This is a genomic window from Stenotrophomonas sp. 62841_Sma, assembly GCF_056482945.1.
Genome location: NZ_CM151224.1, coordinates 4,491,273 through 4,510,581, shown reverse-complemented (window position 1 = coordinate 4,510,581; position 19,309 = coordinate 4,491,273). Strand labels below are relative to the sequence as shown.

15 protein-coding genes and 4 pseudogenes are annotated in these 19,309 nt (G+C 57.8%); 14 read left to right on the top strand and 5 right to left on the bottom strand.

From position 1 onward, the window contains the following. Positions 1–2 precede the first annotated feature (2 nt). The 5 genes and pseudogenes from ACZK5G_RS21030 (at position 3) to ACZK5G_RS21010 (ending at position 4,834) form a co-directional block, all read left to right on the top strand. The gene (locus ACZK5G_RS21030; protein ID WP_478464673.1) at positions 3–1,157 is read left to right on the top strand and encodes a hypothetical protein; all 1,155 of its coding nucleotides are present in this window, start codon (positions 3–5) and stop codon (positions 1,155–1,157) included. Further along, positions 1,117–1,767 carry a tetratricopeptide repeat protein gene (locus tag ACZK5G_RS21025; protein WP_478464672.1) on the top strand — a complete coding sequence of 217 codons (651 nt, stop codon included), beginning with the start codon at positions 1,117–1,119 and terminating at the stop codon, positions 1,765–1,767. Before ACZK5G_RS21030 ends, ACZK5G_RS21025 begins: the two co-directional genes overlap by 41 nt. A 60-nt stretch (positions 1,768–1,827) precedes the next feature. Beyond that, a complete protein-coding gene (locus ACZK5G_RS21020; protein WP_478464671.1) occupies positions 1,828–3,195 on the top strand; it encodes a TolC family protein in 1,368 nt (455 codons plus the stop codon). A gap of 68 nt (positions 3,196–3,263) precedes the next feature. Beyond that, positions 3,264–3,530 (top strand): annotated as a pseudogene (locus ACZK5G_RS21015) (transposase); the annotation flags it as partial. A gap of 359 nt (positions 3,531–3,889) precedes the next feature. Beyond that, positions 3,890–4,834: pseudogene (locus ACZK5G_RS21010) on the top strand (IS481 family transposase). A gap of 95 nt (positions 4,835–4,929) precedes the next feature. On the opposite strand, the pseudogene ACZK5G_RS21005 reads toward ACZK5G_RS21010, so the two are convergent. Beyond that, positions 4,930–5,799: pseudogene (locus ACZK5G_RS21005) on the bottom strand (YifB family Mg chelatase-like AAA ATPase); the annotation flags it as partial. Between the two features lie 18 nt (positions 5,800–5,817). Here ACZK5G_RS21005 and ACZK5G_RS21000 point away from each other — a divergent pair. From ACZK5G_RS21000 to ACZK5G_RS20990, 3 genes are all read left to right on the top strand, one after another. After that, positions 5,818–7,479 (top strand): recombinase family protein, encoded by a 1,662-nt coding sequence (locus tag ACZK5G_RS21000; RefSeq protein ID WP_158489379.1) that lies wholly within the window; start codon positions 5,818–5,820, stop codon positions 7,477–7,479. 1,023 nt (positions 7,480–8,502) lie between these two features. Continuing rightward, positions 8,503–8,850 (top strand): helix-turn-helix domain-containing protein, encoded by a 348-nt coding sequence (locus ACZK5G_RS20995; RefSeq protein WP_345779093.1) that lies wholly within the window; start codon positions 8,503–8,505, stop codon positions 8,848–8,850. A 21-nt stretch (positions 8,851–8,871) separates the two neighbouring features. Continuing rightward, positions 8,872–9,573: a hypothetical protein gene (locus ACZK5G_RS20990; RefSeq protein WP_099603860.1), complete on the top strand. Its 702-nt coding sequence runs from the start codon at positions 8,872–8,874 to the stop codon at positions 9,571–9,573. Here the strand turns inward: ACZK5G_RS20990 and ACZK5G_RS20985 are convergent. Then, a complete protein-coding gene (locus ACZK5G_RS20985) occupies positions 9,570–10,142 on the bottom strand; it encodes a recombinase family protein (protein ID WP_099603863.1) in 573 nt (190 codons plus the stop codon). The two genes, ACZK5G_RS20990 and ACZK5G_RS20985, sit on opposite strands and share 4 nt — an antisense overlap. Positions 10,143–10,265: 123 nt before the next feature. Between ACZK5G_RS20985 and ACZK5G_RS20980 the strand changes: the two genes are divergently transcribed. After that, positions 10,266–11,069 (top strand): hypothetical protein, encoded by an 804-nt coding sequence (locus ACZK5G_RS20980; protein ID WP_478464668.1) that lies wholly within the window; start codon positions 10,266–10,268, stop codon positions 11,067–11,069. Between the two features lie 15 nt (positions 11,070–11,084). Here the strand turns inward: ACZK5G_RS20980 and ACZK5G_RS20975 are convergent. Beyond that, a protein-coding gene (locus tag ACZK5G_RS20975) for an IS3 family transposase (RefSeq protein ID WP_181859227.1) occupies positions 11,085–12,187 on the bottom strand; the annotation gives its coding sequence in 2 pieces (ribosomal slippage) (positions 11,085–11,929 and positions 11,929–12,187; 1,104 coding nt in all). 125 nt (positions 12,188–12,312) lie between these two features. Here ACZK5G_RS20975 and ACZK5G_RS20970 point away from each other — a divergent pair. Next, a complete protein-coding gene (locus tag ACZK5G_RS20970; protein WP_478464667.1) occupies positions 12,313–13,653 on the top strand; it encodes a hypothetical protein in 1,341 nt (446 codons plus the stop codon). Between the two features lie 753 nt (positions 13,654–14,406). Here ACZK5G_RS20970 and ACZK5G_RS20965 read toward each other — a convergent pair. After that, positions 14,407–15,042 (bottom strand): annotated as a pseudogene (locus ACZK5G_RS20965) (magnesium chelatase domain-containing protein); the annotation flags it as partial. A gap of 129 nt (positions 15,043–15,171) precedes the next feature. Continuing rightward, positions 15,172–15,522, bottom strand: a complete 351-nt coding sequence (locus ACZK5G_RS20960) for a helix-turn-helix domain-containing protein (RefSeq protein WP_049400816.1) — start codon at positions 15,520–15,522, stop codon at positions 15,172–15,174. 447 nt (positions 15,523–15,969) lie between these two features. Between ACZK5G_RS20960 and ACZK5G_RS20955 the strand changes: the two genes are divergently transcribed. The 4 genes from ACZK5G_RS20955 to ACZK5G_RS20940 all read left to right on the top strand — a co-directional run bounded on the left by ACZK5G_RS20955 (position 15,970) and on the right by ACZK5G_RS20940 (position 19,301). Beyond that, entirely contained in the window at positions 15,970–16,278 is a 309-nt protein-coding gene (locus ACZK5G_RS20955) for a hypothetical protein (protein ID WP_154353487.1), read from the top strand. A gap of 170 nt (positions 16,279–16,448) precedes the next feature. After that, positions 16,449–17,696, top strand: a complete 1,248-nt coding sequence (locus ACZK5G_RS20950; RefSeq protein WP_478464665.1) for a hypothetical protein — start codon at positions 16,449–16,451, stop codon at positions 17,694–17,696. Beyond that, positions 17,693–18,538 (top strand): hypothetical protein, encoded by an 846-nt coding sequence (locus tag ACZK5G_RS20945; protein WP_049400812.1) that lies wholly within the window; start codon positions 17,693–17,695, stop codon positions 18,536–18,538. Before ACZK5G_RS20950 ends, ACZK5G_RS20945 begins: the two co-directional genes overlap by 4 nt. Further along, positions 18,528–19,301 carry a class I SAM-dependent methyltransferase gene (locus ACZK5G_RS20940; protein WP_478464663.1) on the top strand — a complete coding sequence of 258 codons (774 nt, stop codon included), beginning with the start codon at positions 18,528–18,530 and terminating at the stop codon, positions 19,299–19,301. Before ACZK5G_RS20945 ends, ACZK5G_RS20940 begins: the two co-directional genes overlap by 11 nt. The last annotated feature ends 8 nt before the right edge of the window (positions 19,302–19,309 follow it).

Genomic DNA, 19,309 nt, shown 5'->3' with positions numbered 1-19,309 from the left:
TCATGTCCCAGCACTACTACACGGCCATCCAAGAACAGCATCGCTCGACCATGACGGGACCGGCCGCATTTCCACCTGGATATCTTCATAGGCAGAGCTTTACCGTGTGGACAGCTCCGGCTGGATCTGTGCGCGCCGATGGCCAAGTATCGCACACTGGTCACGTTTTTCTGAGCGTTGAGCACTTTACATCCAGCGGATACCAGCGGTCTTCCATCGGTTTCTCCCCCGGCGCTGACTGGGGCTCGTCCCATGACAACATTAGCTTTGGTGACGTGCAGATGTACCCCGGAGCGTCAAGCCATACATTTTCGTCTAATAACCCAAACTTCCGTGCGTCCATCGATTCACTTCTACGAACGATAAATGGCTACAAAAACGGTGAGTTGACTCCGCCGGAGTACGATCTTGCATCGAATAACTGCATCGACTTTGTTCAGGAGACGCTGAAAGCGGCTAGTGTCAATGTCGAGCTGCAGAATACGCCAAATGGAGTCCTCGAGAATCTTCAATCAATTGGTGATGCATACATAACCCCAATCGCCATTGACTTGGATGGAGGAGGCGTCTCCACAGTTTCAATTGATAATGGCGTCACCTTCGATTTTGATGGTGACGGCGTTTCGGAAGCGACCGGTTGGATAGCTGGAAACGATGGGCTGCTTGTATTGGATCGCAACGGGGATGGATTGATATCGGATGGCTCCGAGCTATTTGGAGAGCATACGCTATTGGGAGATGGGACGAGATCTAAAGACGGATTCGTCGCGCTGGCGGAGCTTGATAGCAATGCGGATGGAATTATTAGCGAGCTGGATGATGCGTGGTCAAGCCTGGCGGTATGGCGGGATCTTAATCAAGACGGAATTTCTGACGAAGGTGAGCTGATCAGCGTTGAGCAGCTTGGAATTGATAGCATCAGCCTCGCCTCCGTGGCTGGCAGTGGCAGGGATTCTTACGGGAACATTCACACAGCCGAAGCCTCTGTATCGTGGAAAAATGGCGACTCCACAAGTGCTGTTGACATTCTTTTGAAGCAAGCGAACGACATGTTCTCAGCCTTCCAAGGTCCACCGGTTGATGACAGTGACCTCGTTGACGCCGTATGGCAGTTCGATGTCCACCCTCTCCACGACCAAGCAGTACAGCTGGCATAAGGAAGTTGATATGAATCCAAGCTTTCTTCTTCTGTTGGGCTTGTTCGGCTCAGTCCCGGAGCCGGTCGATCTGGTTGGCATGGAGCAAAGGCTCCTCCACTTTGATCAGGCCGGATATTCTTTTGATTCCAGTCTTGGGATATCTCCGGGCGGCGGTAGTGGCCTGAACCTTGAGAAGCTCTCGCTTGACTCGAAGGCAGGCAACTCACACTCAAGCTATCTACTTGGGAGGATACTCGCTGATCCACGGCTATCAAGGGGAATCGCCGACTATCGAGAGAGCCTTAGACTGCTTGAGCTTGCCGCCAAACAGGATCCGAAGAATGCGGTGGCTCGACTCTGGCTCGGCAACCTCATATTGGAACATGGTGAGGAGTTGATGCGCCCGGCGTCCACAGCGGTCGACTATTACCTAGAGGCCGCAGTGCTTGGTAATCCCAAAGGCTACGTGAACGTTTCGGCGATGTACTTCCTGGGTAAGGGCGTCTCTAAGAGTGATGAACTTGCCTTGATGTATGCAAAGTTGGCGGCCGATGCCGGAGACGGCGAGGCGAAAGGCATAGTTGCCAATTGGAATCGGCTGGTGGAGGAGCGGGATCGCTCTCGTTGATACGAGTCGCACACTGGCGTACCCGTGCATCGTGCGGGCGCGTCATTCCTCCGTACAATTATGCGCCATTTTCCTACACTTATTATATTTACACTGCTAGCCAGTCCTGCCTATGCCGGTGATGCTGAGTGCCGCCCGGGCCTTGATGGGGATGCTTCGGTTGAGATCTTGGCCTTGCTAGATTCCGCTCTCGCTATTGCCCCAGAGATCAAAGCAGCGCATTCGCGATCCAGTGCCCTGAAGGCTGAAGTTTCCTTGGCACGGGCAGCGCTACTGCCATCGGTTGAAGCAGTCTACTCTCAAGGTCGAACATCTTCTGAATTGAAGAGCGGGCGAAATGCGTTTACAGAGGACAATTATCCAACCCAGTCCGCAAACGTAACTATGAGGCAGCCTCTATACATAGCACCCGCATATGGCGGTCTCCGTGCAAGTAAGTACGATAGTAGTGCGGCTCAGCATGCAGCCAGTGATGAGTGGCAGTCTATTGTCGAGAGAGTACTCCTGTCCTATATGGAGGTATCTAGATATCAGTCCATTCTGGCGATGACGAACAAGAGAATCTCCGAGCTGGAGAGATCACTGGCTCGAGCGCATCGACTGATGTCACTAGGCGAGGGGTCTAGGCTTGAAGTGATGGAGATACAAGCTGAACTCAGTCGCCTAGCCGTGGATCTGGCCACAAACCAAGGGCGTTTGGCAATGGCAAAGCGATCACTGAGGGCTCTCTCCCTCAGTGACGTGATAGACGATCGCGATGTGCGGGCACTTCGTCTGGACCCCACCCAGTTGCCTCAGGTAATTGAGGCCAGTTACTGGGTGAAGCTAATGCGGATGAACAACCCACAGTTGGCTGCGTTGCGCGCGAGGGCCGCGGCGGCGAATGCGCTTGTAGATGCGGCATCCGCAAAGAGGCTGCCTACAGCTTCACTTGTTGTTATGGCATCAGATCGACTTTCAGGTGATGAGTACCGGATTGGTGAGAGGGCGAGAAGTGCTTACATCGGGATTGAAGTTGGGTATCGACTATTCCAGGGGGGGGCACTCAGGGCGGAGAGGGACCGTACAAAGCATCTCTCCAATGAAGCAATGCACCGTTACGAATCAAAGGAGCGTGAGCTGGAACGAGACGTCATCGATGCGGTAGAGCGCATCGGGGAGATATCCGTTCGCGCGCGTGCTACTACACAGCTTCTTCTTACACTAACCGATGTCGCTGACGCCTCCAAAATCTCTGTGCAGGCAGGAGAAGGTACTGTATCGGACGTCCTTGCTAAGCAGATGCGAGTTTACCGTGCTCAGATAGAGAAGGAGGAAGAGGCGTTCCGAGCCGCGGAGGCTTGGATCTCACTTTGGCGCCTATCCGGCGTTCTGGATCGTGAGAGAGCGCGCACTTTCGGACTTTGTTTTCAAATGACTCACCCCTGAAGAGCCGGGCCATCGTAAAGTAGAGAATTCGCTTCGCATGGCCCCCGTGGATCATGAGGAATCAGGCGATGAAGAGGTCTCGTTTTACCGAGGAGCAGATTGCCTACGCGCTTAAGCAGGTCGAGCTGGGGACGGCGGTCGGTGAGGTGTGCCGCAAGGTGGGCATCGCGGAGGCGACGTTCTACGTGTGGCGCAAGGAGTACGGCCGCTTGGGCCCCTCCTAGCTCAAGTGGCTGCGGTTGCTGGGGAAGGAAAGCCGCAAGCTCAAGCAGTTGGTGGTCGACCTGAGCGTGGGCAAGGCGATGCTGCAGGAGGTGGCTACAAAAAAGCTATTAGGCATGCCCAGAAGCGTGGGTGGGTCGGCTGGCGGCAGTGCGAGCGCGGGCTCGAGATAGCCATCGCTAGGATGCCGTTGGCAGCACCATCGGAACTTGGTGGTCACGCTGCCTGGCCGATCCTGATGGGCTGCGGCCCTGCCTGCCAGTACGTGAGCTTTTCGTAGACCCAACTGCCGGAATTGTTCGCAACGGATTCAAGTGCGGTGTGCACAACAACCGCAGTGTTCACAGTCGAGGCATTCTCGACGGCGGCGGGCAAGAGCGGGCGCTAGCTGTGATCTCTCTGTAGGTTGTTCATCCGGGACATCTTTGGAAAATGGCGGTTACCACACCTTTCCAGACCCCAAAGAGCCCGGATGAACCACCATAAAAATGCCCGTTTGACCGTCCATAGTCGAGCACTTCTTGTTCACCGCATCCTTCACGAGGGCCTGCGCCCGGAAGAAGCAGCTCAGGCGTGTGGCGTCAGCGTGCGTACGGCTTACAAATGGCTGGGCCGATTCCGGGAGTTGGGGCCATCGGGCTTGGAGAACCGCAGCTCAAAGCCTCACCAGACGCCGCACGCCACGCCGGAGCTGGTGGTCGAGCAGATCAAGGAACGCCGCCGTAAGCGGCAGACCTACCTGACCATCTCCAAGGCCCTGGGGGTCGGCCACAGTACGATTTCAAGGCTGATGCGCGCCCACGGCCTCAATCGGCTGTGTCAGCTTGATCCGCCCAAGGAGGTCATCCGATACGAATATGATCAGCCAGGAGGGCTGCTGCACCTGGACATCAAGAAGCTGGGCAACTTCCAGCGGCCAGGGCACAGAACCGATGCCAAACGCCGGGGAAACGCCGCGGGCGGTGGCTGGGGCTACGTCCACGTGGCCATCGACGATCACTCCCGAGTGGCCTTCAGCAGCGTCCACCCCAACGAACAGGGCGAAACCGCCTGCCAGGCGTTGCTGGGCGCTCTGGAGTACTACGCCAGCCTGGGAATCACCTTCAAGCGGATCCTGACCGACAACGGTGCCTGCTATCGCTCCACCGCCTTTGCCAAGCTGCTCAAATCCCTTGGAATCAAGCACATCAGAACCAAGCCCTACACGCTGCGGACCAATGGCAAAGCCTAGCGCTTCATCCAGACCAGCCTGCGCGAGTGGGCCTACGCCTGCGAGTACGCATCCTCGGACCAGCGCAATTCCGTTCTGAACCAATGGCTGCACCACTACAACTGGCACCGTCCCCATATGGCGATCGGCGGCCAGCCACCTATCTCCAGAGTGCCGCTGAACAACGTAGTGGGTTTACACAGTTAGTCGACCGCTCTTTGCATCTACTTCACAGAAGGCCGCGCTTCGCACGCGAGTCGACCAACGGTCGACTCCACCAAGAGCCAACCCGACCGGCATTTCTAAGGCTTTCCCCGATCCAACTGCCGATACCCGATCGCTTCAGCCAGATGCGCCGTCTGGATCACCTCGCAACCCGCCAGATCCGCAATCGTGCGCGCCACCCGCAGAATCCGGTGCATCGCCCGCGCAGAAAGTTGCAGACGCTCAATCGCCTGCTCCAACAGATCCTGATCGGCCTCGCTCAGTTTCGTACAGGCACGCAACGCAGCCGGCGGTAGATGTGCATTGAGCGCGCCACGTGCCTGCTGCCGGGCATGGGCGGCTTCCACCCGCTCACGCACCGATGCACTGGGCTCACCCAGCGGCGTGCTCTCGCGCAGCTCCACCGCGTCCATGCGCGTCACGCTGATATGCAGGTCGATACGGTCCAGCAGGGGGCCGGACACCCGCGCGCGGTAGCGGTTGATACGTTCGTCGCTGCACAGGCAGCGGTTGCTGCGGTCGCCAGCCCAGCCACAGGGGCAGGGATTCATCGCCGCCACCAGCTGAAAGCGCGCGGGATACTGCACGCTGCGTGCCGCGCGGGCGATGCGGATGTGACCGGACTCCAGTGGCTCGCGCAGGGTCTCCAGCGCGCTGCGGTTCCACTCTGGAAGCTCGTCGAGGAAGAGGACTCCATGGTGGGCCAGTGATATCTCACCGGGGCAGGGCGGGTTACCCCCACCCACCAGCGCCGCCGCACTGGCACTGTGATGCGGTGCCCGAAAGGGCCGCTGCCGCCATCGTCTTGGGTCCAACCCTTCGCCACTCACCGATGCAATCGCGGCCAGCTGCAGCGCCTCAGTCTCTTCGGTATCCGGCAACAGACTGGGCAGGCGCGAGGCCAGCAGTGTCTTGCCGCAGCCAGGGCTACCGATCAGCAAGCAATGTGTGGCACATTACACCCCATGACACTAGCTTACACGTACATCCGTTTTTCCACGCCTGAGCAGGGTGACGGGCACAGCTTGGAAAGGCAGCAATCTGCTATCGATGCGTTTGTGCGCGAAAATAATCTGACTCTTACGGAGAGCAGTGCATTCCAAGACTTGGGCGTCTCCAGCTATCGAGGCGCAAACCTCCGCAATGGCTTGGGGAAATTCATTGCAGAGGTGGATGCTGGCCGAGTGCCAAAGGGCTCGTACCTCTTGGTTGAGTCACTGGACAGGCTCTCTCGTCAGAGAGTGATGGACGCACTGACTTTGTTGGTGTCTCTAATAGACAAGGGCATCAGGGTTGTCCCGCTCAATGATGACGGGGCACAGGTGCTGGATAAGGGGGCGGGGCTGACTTCGCTGGTCATGGCGTTGAGCGTCATGCATCGCGCCAATGAAGAGTCTGAAACAAAGTCTAGGCGAGTGAAGGCAGCTTGGCAGGCGAAGCGCAGGAACGCTGCGAACAAGCCCGTTAGTCGTAGAGCGCCGGAATGGTTGGAATTTGACGAAGCGACTAGCTCGTTCAAACCCATCCAGGAGCGAGTCGATGTAGTCAGAAAAATATACGAGCTGGCTGACGCCGGTCTTGGACGCGGCCGCATCGTCAAGTACCTCAACTCCAATGGATTCTCCAGCTTCCGAAATCCAAGTGAGGGCTGGCAAACGTCATCCGTCTCAAAGATTCTTCGGAATCGCTCGCTTATAGGCTTCTATCAGCCTCATTGCATGTACTACGACACTGCGACGGGCGTGAAGAAGCGAGTACCTGACGGTGACGAGGTGCCGGACTACTACCCGAAGGTGATTGAAGAAGACCTCTTCTTGCGAGTTAACGCAAGGCAGTACGCTCCAATCGCTCCACTCGTTGGTCGGCAGGGAGTGACGCTGACGAACCTGTTCACGGGATTTGTCTACTGCCATTGGTGCGGTGCCGCTATGTCCATGGCAAACAAGGGGCCAGGACGCAAAGGCGGTCGCTACCTAGTCTGCTCCAAGGGGCGCCGTGGCAAGGATTGCAAGTACAGGTCGTGGAACTACGATGATGTGGAGATGTATGTCCTCTACGCGCTTCGCCAGCTTGACCTGGCAGCGGTGCTAGCTGGTGTGGACACCAATCAACGTCGGCAGCACATCCGCACCGAACTCGCCCGGACTTCCTTGGAGCTGGCTGAATCAGAGCGGAGACTCGCGAGCCTATCAAGCGAACTCGTCTCGCAAGCCCCAGCGAACGTCCGAACCCTTGTCGGTGTGATTGCTACGCTAGAAGCGGCGGTCGATGAGCAGAGGAGACGCTGCGACGAGCTGCAAGCGGAGGACGCGGCTCTTGGAGCGCCTGTTGAAGACCCGCGCACATTTGCTCAGAACCTGTTGCGCTTGTACGACGAGATGGCATCAGCGCAGACTCAACAGCTGTATCTTCTCAGGGTCAGGCTTAGGCAGCACATCTCGCGTCTTCTGAGTCGAATTGACGTCATGGCTGTGGGAAAGGGAGAGCCAACCGTTACGAAGGACGGTAACAATTCTCCCAAGCTCTTCCTCACATTCAAGGATGGTCGCCGAAGAATGGTGTTGCCAATAGGCAGGAACAGTGCCCACATAGCGGACCTGCCCCCGCTGCCTACGCCTACTCGATAAGGCAGAGAGCCCAACTCTCTGCCTTAAGGCCCTAATGGACCGTAGGTACTTCGGTCACAAGTCGACGCAAAGCCAAACTTGTTTGGACCTCGCGCTCACCTTGGCGTGAACTCGATGGCATCCGTAACGGCAATTCCATTCAGGCGACCACCAACGACTGCTACGCCGAACCCACAGACGTAAGCGCCTCGATTGTCCATCATCGGAGACGATGCTCCACCCTTCATAAGGGAGCCCTCATTCACTCTTGAGTTGGTTGCTTGGCTGGACGAGCGTAGAAGCAGCCCATCCGTTGAGCCAGCGGTTTCCAGCGTTCCGGTGAACAGGGTCTCGTTGGCCGTCTTGATGGGGACGATTACATTCTTAGCGAGCCCTTCAAAGTAGACGACTTGGCCATTTCTAAGCCGACTAGAGTCGACTGTGCGGTCAACTAGCCCACTTGATGCATCGATACTTCCACTTCTGACGGCCCGCACTAGGTCGACCTTCAGTTCCATGCAGGAGCCCGGGCGCCCTCCTTGGACGCCAGGGTAACGAGCGAGGTAGGTGGGCAAATTCGAGGCAATCTCCTCGAGTGATGGCGACCCCGAGTCACGCGCACAGGCCGTCACTGCGACTAGCGCGGCGGACAGGAGGGCAATCCGGAGTGACACGCGCACTGGTCGACCAGCTGCCAAACGATTGAGGGATGAATTCATTGTTGGAGGGCTTCCTTGTTGATGGCTTGACTGGGGAAAAAGACGGTGAGACTTCCGGCCGTTCGCCATTCCGGACCCTTACATGGCCGGAGCGAAGTGCCTCGCCTCGAGCGATATCTCTTCTCTACCACTGTAGCTCTGGCTGCTTAAAACACATGCACCTTAGCAAGTGCAAAAAACCCTGAAAGCATTGTCCTGCAATGGTTTAGGTGGCTTATCAGTACTCCGTTCTCGCAAGAACAAAGAATGCTTAGCTGAGCATGATGCTACAGATAATGTAGCATACGACGGTGCTCGAGATGGCCATCCTGTAGGTCGCTACAGGATGGCTCCGTCTCGGCTTATGGCGCTCCCTAAACTTCGCAGTCTGTTCACCAAGCGCTTGAAGGATGCGCGCTTGGCTATGGGCATCTCCCAGCGAGAGCTTGGGCGAAGGATTGGGTTGGCGGAGGATGTGGTGTCCAGCAGGGTGGCGAGGTACGAGTTGGGAACGTCTGAGCCAGATTTCGCGACCGCTGGTAGGCTGGCAAAAGAACTTGGGGTGCCACTTGCTTACCTTCTTGCTGAAACCGAAGCGCTAGGCGACATCATTCTTCTTGCTGCGACCCTGTCACCATCCGAGCAGCGCAAACTAGCTGCGGATTTGAAGGCAGGTCGCACTGGAAAGCCATGACCGTCTGCCTGGGGGGTTCGGATGAAGATTCAGATTCGTTGCCTTGATGAGCATGGCAACTACGTAAGAACTCTGACGGCAGAGGCGCTGCCGCTTCACCCCCGCTTGGTAGCGCCCGTGAACTGTCAGCTCAACCTGACTGATGATGACTTCAAACGGCTGATGCGTGCTTTCCTGCGCTTTACGCGCTCTATCGAGGCGCGTCAGGCTATCGGTGACATTGGCCTTGCTTTTAGCAATGGACAGCTATTGGCGTCAAAGATGCCTAGGCACTCTGACGTAAAGGTGCTAGCCATGGAGATGCGACCCTTCTTCCTTGAGAAGGACCCCCTCTGCTTCACCAAACTTCTCTCGCTGCGCTCGCTGGGGGCGAAGGAAGACTTGCGGCCTTGCTTGAGGCAGCATCGCCTGCGATGGGAGCACAGTGCTTTCGAAGGCCGAATGTCAATGACGGTTGATGGAACGACATTGAACACTTCGGCCGTGGTGCGCGCATGGTTCAATGACGACTTCTTTCACTCTGAGTCGAACAGAGCTAGTGAACTTTCACTAGTCCAGCTTGTGTCGAATGCAGGTGGGGAAAACCAAGCCATGTCGCTTCTAACGCATCACATGATTGAGTCGCTCCGAGTCATATCCGAGTTCTTTCAGGATATCTACGCTGTGAGCAGCGAATTCAGAGCGTGGTCAACCACCGTTCCGGGATGGACGAAGAGGAACTAGCTCTTCAGTTCTCGAGGCGCTTGTAGAGCCCGATAGACGCTGCTGCGGCTAATTGCAAATCTCTCAGCAAGCTGGTCAATGCTGAATCTTTCTTCCAGTCGCATCTTTCTAATCCGTTCCTCTTGGGCATCAGTAAGCGCCTTCTTGCGCCCGAACTTGGTTCCGTTCTTCTGAGCCAGGGCGATGCCATCACGCTGGCGCTCCGCGCGGATGTCGGCTTCAAACTCTGCGAACGCACCCAAGAGGTTGAACATCAGCTTGCCCTCTGGGGAAGTTGTGTCTAAGCCTTGGTCCAGGACACGGAGGCTGACATTCTTGCGCTTCAGGCGGTCAGCAATTTTGGCGAGGTCCAGCACGGAGCGTGCGATACGGTCTAGGCGAGAAATGACTAAGACGTCGCCATCACGAACGTAGTCGAGAGCCTCTTGAAGTGCCGGTCGGTTCTCGGCTTGACGTCCTGAGCGCTTCTCTTGATAGACCCTGGTGCATCCCGCCCTCGAAAGTTTATCCAGCTGCACCTCCAAGGACTGTCCTGCCGAGCTAACGCGGGCGTAGCCAACGATTTCCATGCATCTCATCCCATAACTCCTTAGAGATTGTGAGAATATCATTTTGGGATTAGTTTTGGAACGCGTCTTCAGTAGTCCCATGAGGTATACAAAGAGAGACACGTACTAGGGGATGCTTGGCGGATGGGGAAGCTCGAAGCGGTGAGAAACCACGTCTCGGTGCTACTGACAAAACACCGTATCCGTTGGGCCGCTCGGCTGAGGCGACGAAAGACCTTGGCAAGGCTCTTTGTGCTGGCGCTTGCCTTTCTTGCATCTGCTCTACTCGTGTATGCCTACGATGCAGAGCTACTTGAGCGGCTGTCATCGAAGGAAGGCTATGCAACGCTTACAAATCTCCTGGTAGGCGTTGGCTGCGCGATGGTCGGCGCTACAGCTATCGTCTTCACTCTCGTTCAATTCGCAACGCAGACAAATGTGGCGAGAATGCCAACCGAGCTTTTCCGTCTCTTCAGTTCGGACGTAACTCTGCTAGGTGCCTTTCTCGGCACAATGGCGCTTGCGATTGCGATAGCCGCCTCCCCGCTTATTGCTAGCCCAGAGCTAGCCGTTTGGCAGCTTTTCTGTGCGGCTTGGGCGGTCATCACCATAGTTCTGACATTCGTACTTGCCTACGAAAGGGCGCTTAACCTAATCAACCCCTCCGTGCAAGCGCGGGTTGCTGGGGGCAAGGCAAGGAAGAGCTTGGCGAGATGGGGAACGGTGGCGGATAGAATGCTGACGAATGCGGGGACGAGTCCTTCGCTTCAATTCGATGTATCGCGTCGGGCATTCTTTGCGACGAATCCTGGATGGGAAGGGGAGGCACAATCCATACTAGGCCAGCTGGTGCCCTACGGGGCCAAATTGGCTGAGCAAGGTGACCACGATTCTTTTGGACCCATTCTTGCTGCAACGGTGGACGTCCACCTGACCTGCTCGGTTTAATCGAGACAGTTTTAACTAGAAGACAGCGGGTTGCAGGTTGTGACGGGGTTGCTGCTTGAACTCCGTCGGAGTCAAGTATTGCAGGCTGCTATGGGGTCGCACCTCGTTGTAGTGAACGCGCCAGGCTTCGATCAGCACGGCGGCCTCGCGGCGCGAGCGGAACCACTCGATGGACAGGCATTCGTCGCGCAACTTGCCGTTGAAGCTTTCGTCTGTGCCGTTCTGCCACGGCTTGCCGGGGTCGTTGAGCACGGTGGCGATGCCCGAGTGGGCGATCCACTCCAGAATGGCGTGGCTGACGAACTCCGGCCCGTTGTCCGAACGCATGAACAGCGGCGCGCCGTGCAGGCTCACCAGCCGCGACAGCACTTCGATCACGCGCCTGGAGCGAATGGCCCCGGCCACGTCGATGGCAAGGCACTCTCGGGTGTATTCGTCCACGACGGTCAGGCACTTGATCTGTTGACCACTGGCCGTGGTGTCGAAGACGAAGTCATAGGCCCAGACCATGTTGGCCTTGAAGGGCGTATGAATGCGCGGGCGTACCGAGGCGATGCGCTTGCGTGGACGCTTTCGGGGCACCAGCAGTCCCGCCCGGCGCCACAAGCGATGCGTACGCGACCAACTCAGCTCGAAGCCCTTGCGGCGCAAGAAGATGCGGATGCGGCGGTAGCCGTATCTTGGGTACTGCGCCGAGAGCTCCCGCATCGCAGCGAGCACCGGCGCATCCCTGGCCGGCAGGCGCAACTGATAGCTCGGCGTGGCCCGGGACATTCCGATCAGCCCGCAGGCGCGGCGCAGACTCAGGCCCCGTGCACGCACGAAGTCCAGTTGCTCGCGCCGCGCCAGCGGGCTCACCATTTTTTTGCGTTGATCTCCTTGAGGATCTCAATGTCAAGATCGCGCTCGGCCAGCAGCTTCTTCAAACGGCTGTTCTCAAGCTCCAAGGCCTTGAGGCGTTTGACATCGGCTGCTTGCATCTGCCCGAAGTGCTTGCGCCAAGCGTAGATCGTGGCGTCGCTGACCTTGTGTTTCTTGGCGGCCTCCGCCACCGTCGTGCGATCTGCCTCGCGCAGGATCGTCACCATTTGCTCTTCTGAGAATCGACTCTTCTTCATGGGCTCATCTTCCGATTGGAGCCATCTTCCTAGATATCAATGTCTCGGAGAAACCGGGCAGGTCACACCGGGCTTACGTCCGAGCAAGGGGTAGGACGTTCATTGAAAATGGCTTTCTAGCAGAGTTGACGGAGAGTCGAGAGCCCTTCCAGATTGCAACGCTGGAAGATTTGCGCCGTGCCGGGCTGGCCGCACTCGCGAAGCGGGATGAACGTCAGGCGACGTTCATTTACAGAGCGCTCCAAAGCTTGTTTCTTGTGTACATGGAGATTGAGTACGCGCGCTCCTATGACACTAAGAGTCACGCCGCGCTCGTTGCCCAATATCTATACGCACTCGTCCATGAATCCGCTAGCCATAAGATGCCGGATGTGACGATGGAGGGCGGACGACTCGTTGGGCTTGTGGCGCGTGCGAACTTGAAAAGTGGTTTGACTGTAGATTTCCACACTGCAGTACAGGCGCTGGGAAGGTTGGGGACGGTAGCCGCAAATAGTCGTGAAATGCTCCCGGTGGCAATGGTAGTGGAAGAGGCGCTCCGAGACTCCGTGATGCTCGGCCTCATGACGAGCCAGCAGATGGTCATTGAGTTCGAGAGAATCCACCAGGTTGCTGTAGAAGTGGCAACAGTGGTAATGCTGAAGGCTCCAGAAGCAACTTCTCTTGAGGGCATCCATAGAGCCCACCTCGGCGGCTATTTTTCGGTGACGAACTCGGAGTCATTGCTTCCGCGAATCGAGCAGATGATGGAGCTTGAAGAGGCGGACGTCGGGAACTTTGCTCTACCTTCCGTTACTCGACTACTCGAGTGGGTTGATGCTGCGCGTCATCCTATGAGGGACCTAATGCTCGTCGCTCTCAGAATGAAATCATCTCTATGCTTCGACCTGTTGAGCTGGCCGATTGAGCTAACAGTACTGCTGCTCAGGTTGTCCCGTCGGGCGCAAGCACCCGGGGTTGAAGCCGCTTTGCTCGATATGGCGAACAGTACGTTAGCCGTGTTGACCTGGCTCCCGGAAGATGAAGAAGGCGCATTCACGGCTGAGGCGCATGGCCATCTTGAGCATCTGACGCGGGTTGCGGCCGTTGCGGGTCGGGCCGGCGCTCACAAGGTTTACTCGTCGGCTATCGAGCAGATGTGGGATTGGGGGTTCAAGCTGACAAAGACCAAAGTTGGTTGGGATGGTTTGCGAAGAGTTCTCGCCGGCTTGGTCGCTTTGGAGTTGAACTTCAGCGGCCACGATATGTTGGCTCTCGAAAGCCGCATCAATGACGAGATATCGAAACGCGGTGGCATACCATTCGGCTCGAAGCAGCTTATAGCAAAGGGGCTTGCGAAGGTTGCGAAGGAGCTGAGAGGGCGTCGTTATGTGAGCGCTGTGTATGAAAGTCTTCTGAAGGACGCGGAAGAATCTCAGGCTGAAGCGGCCCTCAACCAAATAGCGAACAGTCTTCTAGTTAGGTGAACTGCTGAGCTGCTCCATTGAGCTGGGCTTCTAGGCGCAATCCCTTAGCTGTAACCTCGAATGCGATTGAGCGCCTTTCCGGGAGCCAGTGGTCAATGTCCTTAGTAACGTAGTCGACAACGGCACGCGCATCATCGATGCGTTGGACGTCTGTGTTCTCCGGGCAGCTCATTTGCCTGCCGTGCGAGTCTTTCAACTTCATGGAGGCGTCGTGCACTACCGAACGGAGTCGGTCATCAGGCGTTTCTGACCAGCTGCAGTCGTCCCACAGTACGCAATGCAGGTGAAGTTGTGACTCGAAGCGTACGTTCTTCCACGTTCGCTCTACGAAGCCAATACCTCGAACTTCATTGCCCAGCCTGAGCTTCGCTTGGACCAACTTGCAGAAGAAGCTAAAGGTCCGAAGCGCCTCTGTGTCGGTGTACGTCCTGGCTAAGGTGATGGTCACTAGCTGAGCCGGGATGCCTCTCATGCATAGGTCATGTAGGAATTCTTTGTAGTGTCTCGGTGTCGTTGAAGGTCTATGTGTTGTTTTGATAGTCATTGGCTCAATTTATTAGGGCAACACTTCTCCAAATCAGTAGCCCCATTGCTCCCGATTGTGACGATTTGGCACCGTTACCGCTCTATGGCGGACTGGGCATTCATCCAAATCTTGAAGTGCACGTCTTATATCTAGAGCCGCAACTCAGGTTGTGTCGAACGACATGGGAATCCCAGTTCCCAGTGGGGTGTAATGCCGTGCAATTGGAATAGATGGTGCCCACCCGCAGCGGCGACCTCCAATGCACGCCGCGCATGCGCCTGCCCGCGCACGTCGGCCAGATCGGGCAGCGGTAACGGCGTCGTGTCCACGCGCTCTACGGGCGGCAGCAGGCGTGGGTTCCCCAACCCAGCGCAGCATTCCAGCAGCGTGCGCGCCACTCGCACATCAGCGTGCTCGGCCAGAGCTGCTTCTGCCGCATTCCCGGGTGGTACCACCAGAATGCGCCCGGCTTCGGCCGCCGCAATCGCTGCTGGCAGCGCTCCGGCCACCGGCCGCAGTTCACCGGTCAGGCCAAGCTCGCCCAGGAACTCGTACTGCAGCAGCGACTGCGGATCGACCTGGCCGCTGGCCGCCAGAATGCCCAGCGCGATGGCCAGGTCGTAGCGGCCGCCTTCCTTGGGCAGGTCGGCAGGCGCGAGGTTCAAAGTGATGCGCCGCTGCGGGAAGTCGAAGCGTGCACAGAGCAGGGCGGCTCGCACGCGCTCGCGTGATTCGCGCACGCTGGTCTCGGCCAGGCCGACAATCTGGGTGGCAGGCAGGCCGCCAGAGAGATGCACTTCCACCCGCACCAGTGGGGCATCGACCCCGGCGCGGGCACGGCTGTGGACCAGCGCCAGGCTCATGTGTGGTTTCCTGCAGACGGGCGCTTGATGGTGCGGCGGCGGTGCGCCGATCACCATCGGAGTACTCCGGCGGTGTATATAGGATTTGTCCGGCCAGCCACTACGTGTGGTTCAGTCGTCGGGACGACGTCAGATATGTCGTTCGGCAGACCTCATCAACTCAACAATGTTGTCGAGGAGGGAGATCGGAAGGTTGCGCGATGCCGTCAACATGTGGGCTTCCATCTGCAGGCGCATACCTTCAGGCTTCCCACCATCGGCGATGGTGTTCCCCGTAATCAGCCAAGATACGCTCACGCACGTGACCCTGCTCAACGCATGCAGATGGTCGATAGACGGCACGAAGCCTAGTTCGCGTTCCCAGTGGCCCACCGTCGCCCGGTTTACGTTCAGGGCTTTGGCGAGATCGGTTTGAGATAGCCCGTTGCTGATACGCGCAACGCGGATCCGGGCGGACAGTGAATCAGTGCGGAACTCCATGAATACTCCCCTTCCTATGCTCCCTTGCACAGGGCGTGCGGGGAAGTGTGTGAGCGCCAATACAGATCGTCAATTCTGTAGCAGTTCTACATATGTCGGTTCTCGCACGAATATCTTCTTGAATGCGCTGAGGACGCTGCTTCTGACACGTGGCGATACGGGATGAACGCCGCGTCCTCCCTATCTTTGGCCAAGACGTTAGCGACAGTGACGTCCTTTCGGGGCCAGCACGCAAGCGCAAATTCAAGCACTCGATTGGTGATGGTTGCCCTCTGCACGTAGTGAAAGCTGGGGCGCAACCGCCCGCGCGCGGCGGAAGCTGTGCGCGGCACAGCAGCGAGGTTGCAGCTGGATGCCGGCGGGCCGTTGAATCAAGTTGAGCCACAACGCTGATCACGTTCGCAGCTCAGAAGATCAAATGCCCACCATTACATGGAGTAAAGAAAAATGACCCAACGCACTGCTGGAAAGACTCTCTCGTCCCTCACGCTGATCATTGCGGGTGTCGCGGCAGCAGGTTCGGCTTCTGCTGCTGCATCGAACGGAGATTTCGCCAATGACATTGCGGCGTCGACGTCCATCCAGGCGGATATGCAGTCTCTGAGCATCAGTGAGTTCAGAGACGAAAAATCCGCGCTTCTCGCAGATGGGCACCATCACTCCGATTCATTCGGATCCCATCACCATCATGACACGGCGAGCAAGCAGATGGCATTTGCTTCGCGCATTGCCGCGGATTCCCGATTCGACGTCTGAAGAGAGAGGGGCGGGGATCTCTCCGCCCCTTGCACGTGAATCACTGTCATGAAGAGCCTATGGAGGCCGGAGGTGGCTTCTTGTCTTCGACCTCAAAGTGGATTTGAAGGGTGGATAAGAGCGGCCAGGAGCAAGTGGCGAGGACGGCGATCACCACATGGAGTAGGAGAATGAGTTCGATGGCCCAGGCCCAACCGCCAGATGTAGAAAACCCGATCTGCCTGATGGAAATCGCAGATGCAACAGAAAGCATGGAGTCGGTCGTCGAGGGCATCCTCTGGTCAAGACTCCGCAGGATGAGAGCGCGACTTCAGGAAGTGCTTACCGACCAGCAGTACGGGGCCATGGCTCGTGTCATGCACCAGATGTACCAGTCAATCGGTGCCGATCACCAAGCCCGCGTACTGCTCAGTTCCGAGTTCTGTGAGCAGTATCTGTGCCTGGAGTCCGCACGGAAGGGTAGGCTGGAGGCGGGAGCCGACGAGCAGGAGAGGGCGGAGGAACAGGCCCGCGCGCTTGGCGCGCTGCACGACATCATCGCTCGGGAGAAGTCGATCGCCGAACTGGCACAGGGACGGACAGGCAGGTACCTGAGGGAGGCGCGGCAGTGGCAGCTCTACAGTCCGGTTGGAGACTGCGTTGCGGAGAAGGATGCCACGGGCGTGTGGACCCTTCGGCAGTTGCCGAAGCTGGGTGACTGTATCGCGTTGGATCTTGAGAGCCCACCGGCGCGGCATCATGAGCCACGCTCTGGAGTGCTGAGCCAACCGTGCCTGCCGCTGACCGATGCGGAGCGCGAGCATATCTCGCGAAAGCTGTCAGACGCACTGGCGGCGATCGATAGTGCAGAACCCATGTACGGCCTTCTCATCCGCAACTTCGTCCGGCGGATCACCGTACGCAAGTCGGCAGACGTCACCTCCGATGAAGCCGGCCGCTACGGCTCGGAGCATGTGCCGAGGCAGCCGGGTTCCATTCGACTGCTGAACACGCATAACCCTGAACTTCTGGTTGAGGCATGCATGGAGAGCATCATGCATGAAAGCACCCACAACTATCTGGCCGCATGGGAGCTGGCGAACGGATTCTTCGTTGCCAATGACTACCAGCATCGTGTCGTATCTCCCTGGTCCGGGAATCCCATTCCCAACTCCTCCTACATCCACGCTGTCTTCGTCTACTACGTGTGCCACCGCTTGCTGAAACGTCATCTTGAAGTCTCGCCGGACCTGGGTGACACCGCCAAGCGCCACGTCCAACGCAGGCTGGCCGTCTGCGCTGCCGGCTTCCTGATCGAGCAGGATCTCAGTGGTCGGTTGATGACCAAGGACGCCATCAATAGTGAGGTTGGGCAGATGATCGATCGAATGCAGGCCGAAATGAAGCGGCAGTATCGCTATGGGGAGTGGCAGCAATGAGCAGAACGGTCGTCATCCATGCGGATCACCTTGACCCGGTCGCCCTGCGGGCCATGGCTACAGGTGTCCCTGCCATGCACATTGATGAACTGATCCCGGTAATGGAGGGCCAACCCTGGCCCGAAGTACTCCGCTTGAGCCCAGGTGCGCATCTCGAGCGTCTGTTCCGCGGAGCCAATGTGGTGAATCGGGTCTTCTCACTGGCAGGAACGCAGATCGAACAGTTTCTGGCCGAGCGCGGAGTGGACGCCCGCTGGTTCCATATCCGCCTGCAGCCGCTTCTGGCGCTGGGGGTGAGCCTCTGTCACGACACGGGCACGCGCGGTGTGTCCCGGTGCCTGGCTCCATTGAACGTGCAGTGGTTTGAACTCGAACGCGCTCTTCCAGGCGCGAACACGCCTGACTTCGCCTACAGTTTTGGCTACGAAGAACCAGACCTGTCCCGCATCGAAGACCCCATGCAGAAGTCGGTATGGTCACTTTTTGACTGGCGGCAGGAACGGCAGCTTGATGATGAAGAGCGCCGCAGACACCAGTTCCACGTTTCCAGGCCGAAGGGCGTCCCCGTGGTTGCGTGGTTCCTTGGGCGGGACTACAACGGAATCCACTTTCCCCGTGAAAGCGTTGAGGTCGATGGTGGTGTGTGCGAGCAACTAACGCGAGCGGCCGCACACGCCTTCCGATCCGAAGCGGGAGAGATGCTCCTGTACGTGACGGATGAGGCGGTAACCTTCCATGCATTCTCGCCTTACCTTCGTTCCGTCGCGGCCGATGCGGCTGTGCAGGATGCGTTGGATGCGTGGTTGCGTGCCGGCAACGCCGGAGGTGTGAATGCTGCTTGAAAAGCTGAGCTCGCTGCGCGAGTCCATGGGCTGGGTCTACGGAAGCGAGGATCTGTGCGTACTGCTGTATAGCTTGGTCAAGCGGATGCGCCCACGCATCGTGGTTGAACTGGGTACCGGGTTTGGCGTCACTGCGGCCTGGATGGCCGGTGCGCTGCGGGAGAACGGTGGCGGTGTCATTCACACCTACGACAATGGCTCGCACTTCTCCAGCGAGCCAGGCATCAGGTTTGTGGAGGGCCTGCAGGGGCCGTTTGCCGATCTGCTGCGGGAAAAGGCACAGGACTATCCCGCTTTCCTGAAGCACGTATTCCAGTGGGCTGGGGTCGAGAATCACGTTGTCCCCAACTGGCAGGAAATCGGCTTTGCCGATATTGCCCGGGCCCCCGCCTTTGACGGCGGAATAGACATGGTCTTCTCCGACTTCAATCACTCCCAGGACAGCATCCAGGCCTTGCTAGCGGCGTTTCTGCCGCGCATGGCGGAAAGCGCCTCGATCTTCATCGACAGTGCCTCTACCCAGCGGCTTGGTTACCTGACCCTGGAAGCCGTTGTGGACGCCCTGAATCAGAACAAGATACCCAGGGCGTTCATCAAGGATCGAAGCGAGAAGGGCATCGAAGCGATCCTTCGGATCGTCCAGCGCTCGCGCTTCCGCCTGATGCATCTGCTGGAAGCCCGCGACAGGGCGCAGAACAGCACAGCGTGGATCTCGATTGAACCGGTGGACGTGATTCCGACTGCGGCCACATTCCTGCATTAGAGAGACGT

Bases quoted from the DNA above. Each gene is read 5' to 3' on its own strand.
- ACZK5G_RS21030 (WP_478464673.1), top strand. From the start codon at position 3: ATGTCCCAGCACTACTACACGGCCATCCAAGAACAGCATCGCTCGACC.
- ACZK5G_RS21025 (WP_478464672.1), top strand. From the start codon at position 1,117: ATGTCCACCCTCTCCACGACCAAGCAGTACAGCTGGCATAAGGAAGTT.
- ACZK5G_RS21020 (WP_478464671.1), top strand. From the start codon at position 1,828: ATGCGCCATTTTCCTACACTTATTATATTTACACTGCTAGCCAGTCCT.
- ACZK5G_RS21000 (WP_158489379.1), top strand. From the start codon at position 5,818: ATGACACTAGCTTACACGTACATCCGTTTTTCCACGCCTGAGCAGGGT.
- ACZK5G_RS20995 (WP_345779093.1), top strand. From the start codon at position 8,503: ATGGCTCCGTCTCGGCTTATGGCGCTCCCTAAACTTCGCAGTCTGTTC.
- ACZK5G_RS20990 (WP_099603860.1), top strand. From the start codon at position 8,872: ATGAAGATTCAGATTCGTTGCCTTGATGAGCATGGCAACTACGTAAGA.
- ACZK5G_RS20985 (WP_099603863.1), bottom strand. From the start codon at position 10,142: ATGGAAATCGTTGGCTACGCCCGCGTTAGCTCGGCAGGACAGTCCTTG.
- ACZK5G_RS20980 (WP_478464668.1), top strand. From the start codon at position 10,266: ATGGGGAAGCTCGAAGCGGTGAGAAACCACGTCTCGGTGCTACTGACA.
- ACZK5G_RS20960 (WP_049400816.1), bottom strand. From the start codon at position 15,522: ATGGAGTTCCGCACTGATTCACTGTCCGCCCGGATCCGCGTTGCGCGT.
- ACZK5G_RS20955 (WP_154353487.1), top strand. From the start codon at position 15,970: ATGACCCAACGCACTGCTGGAAAGACTCTCTCGTCCCTCACGCTGATC.
- ACZK5G_RS20950 (WP_478464665.1), top strand. From the start codon at position 16,449: ATGAGTTCGATGGCCCAGGCCCAACCGCCAGATGTAGAAAACCCGATC.
- ACZK5G_RS20945 (WP_049400812.1), top strand. From the start codon at position 17,693: ATGAGCAGAACGGTCGTCATCCATGCGGATCACCTTGACCCGGTCGCC.
- ACZK5G_RS20940 (WP_478464663.1), top strand. From the start codon at position 18,528: ATGCTGCTTGAAAAGCTGAGCTCGCTGCGCGAGTCCATGGGCTGGGTC.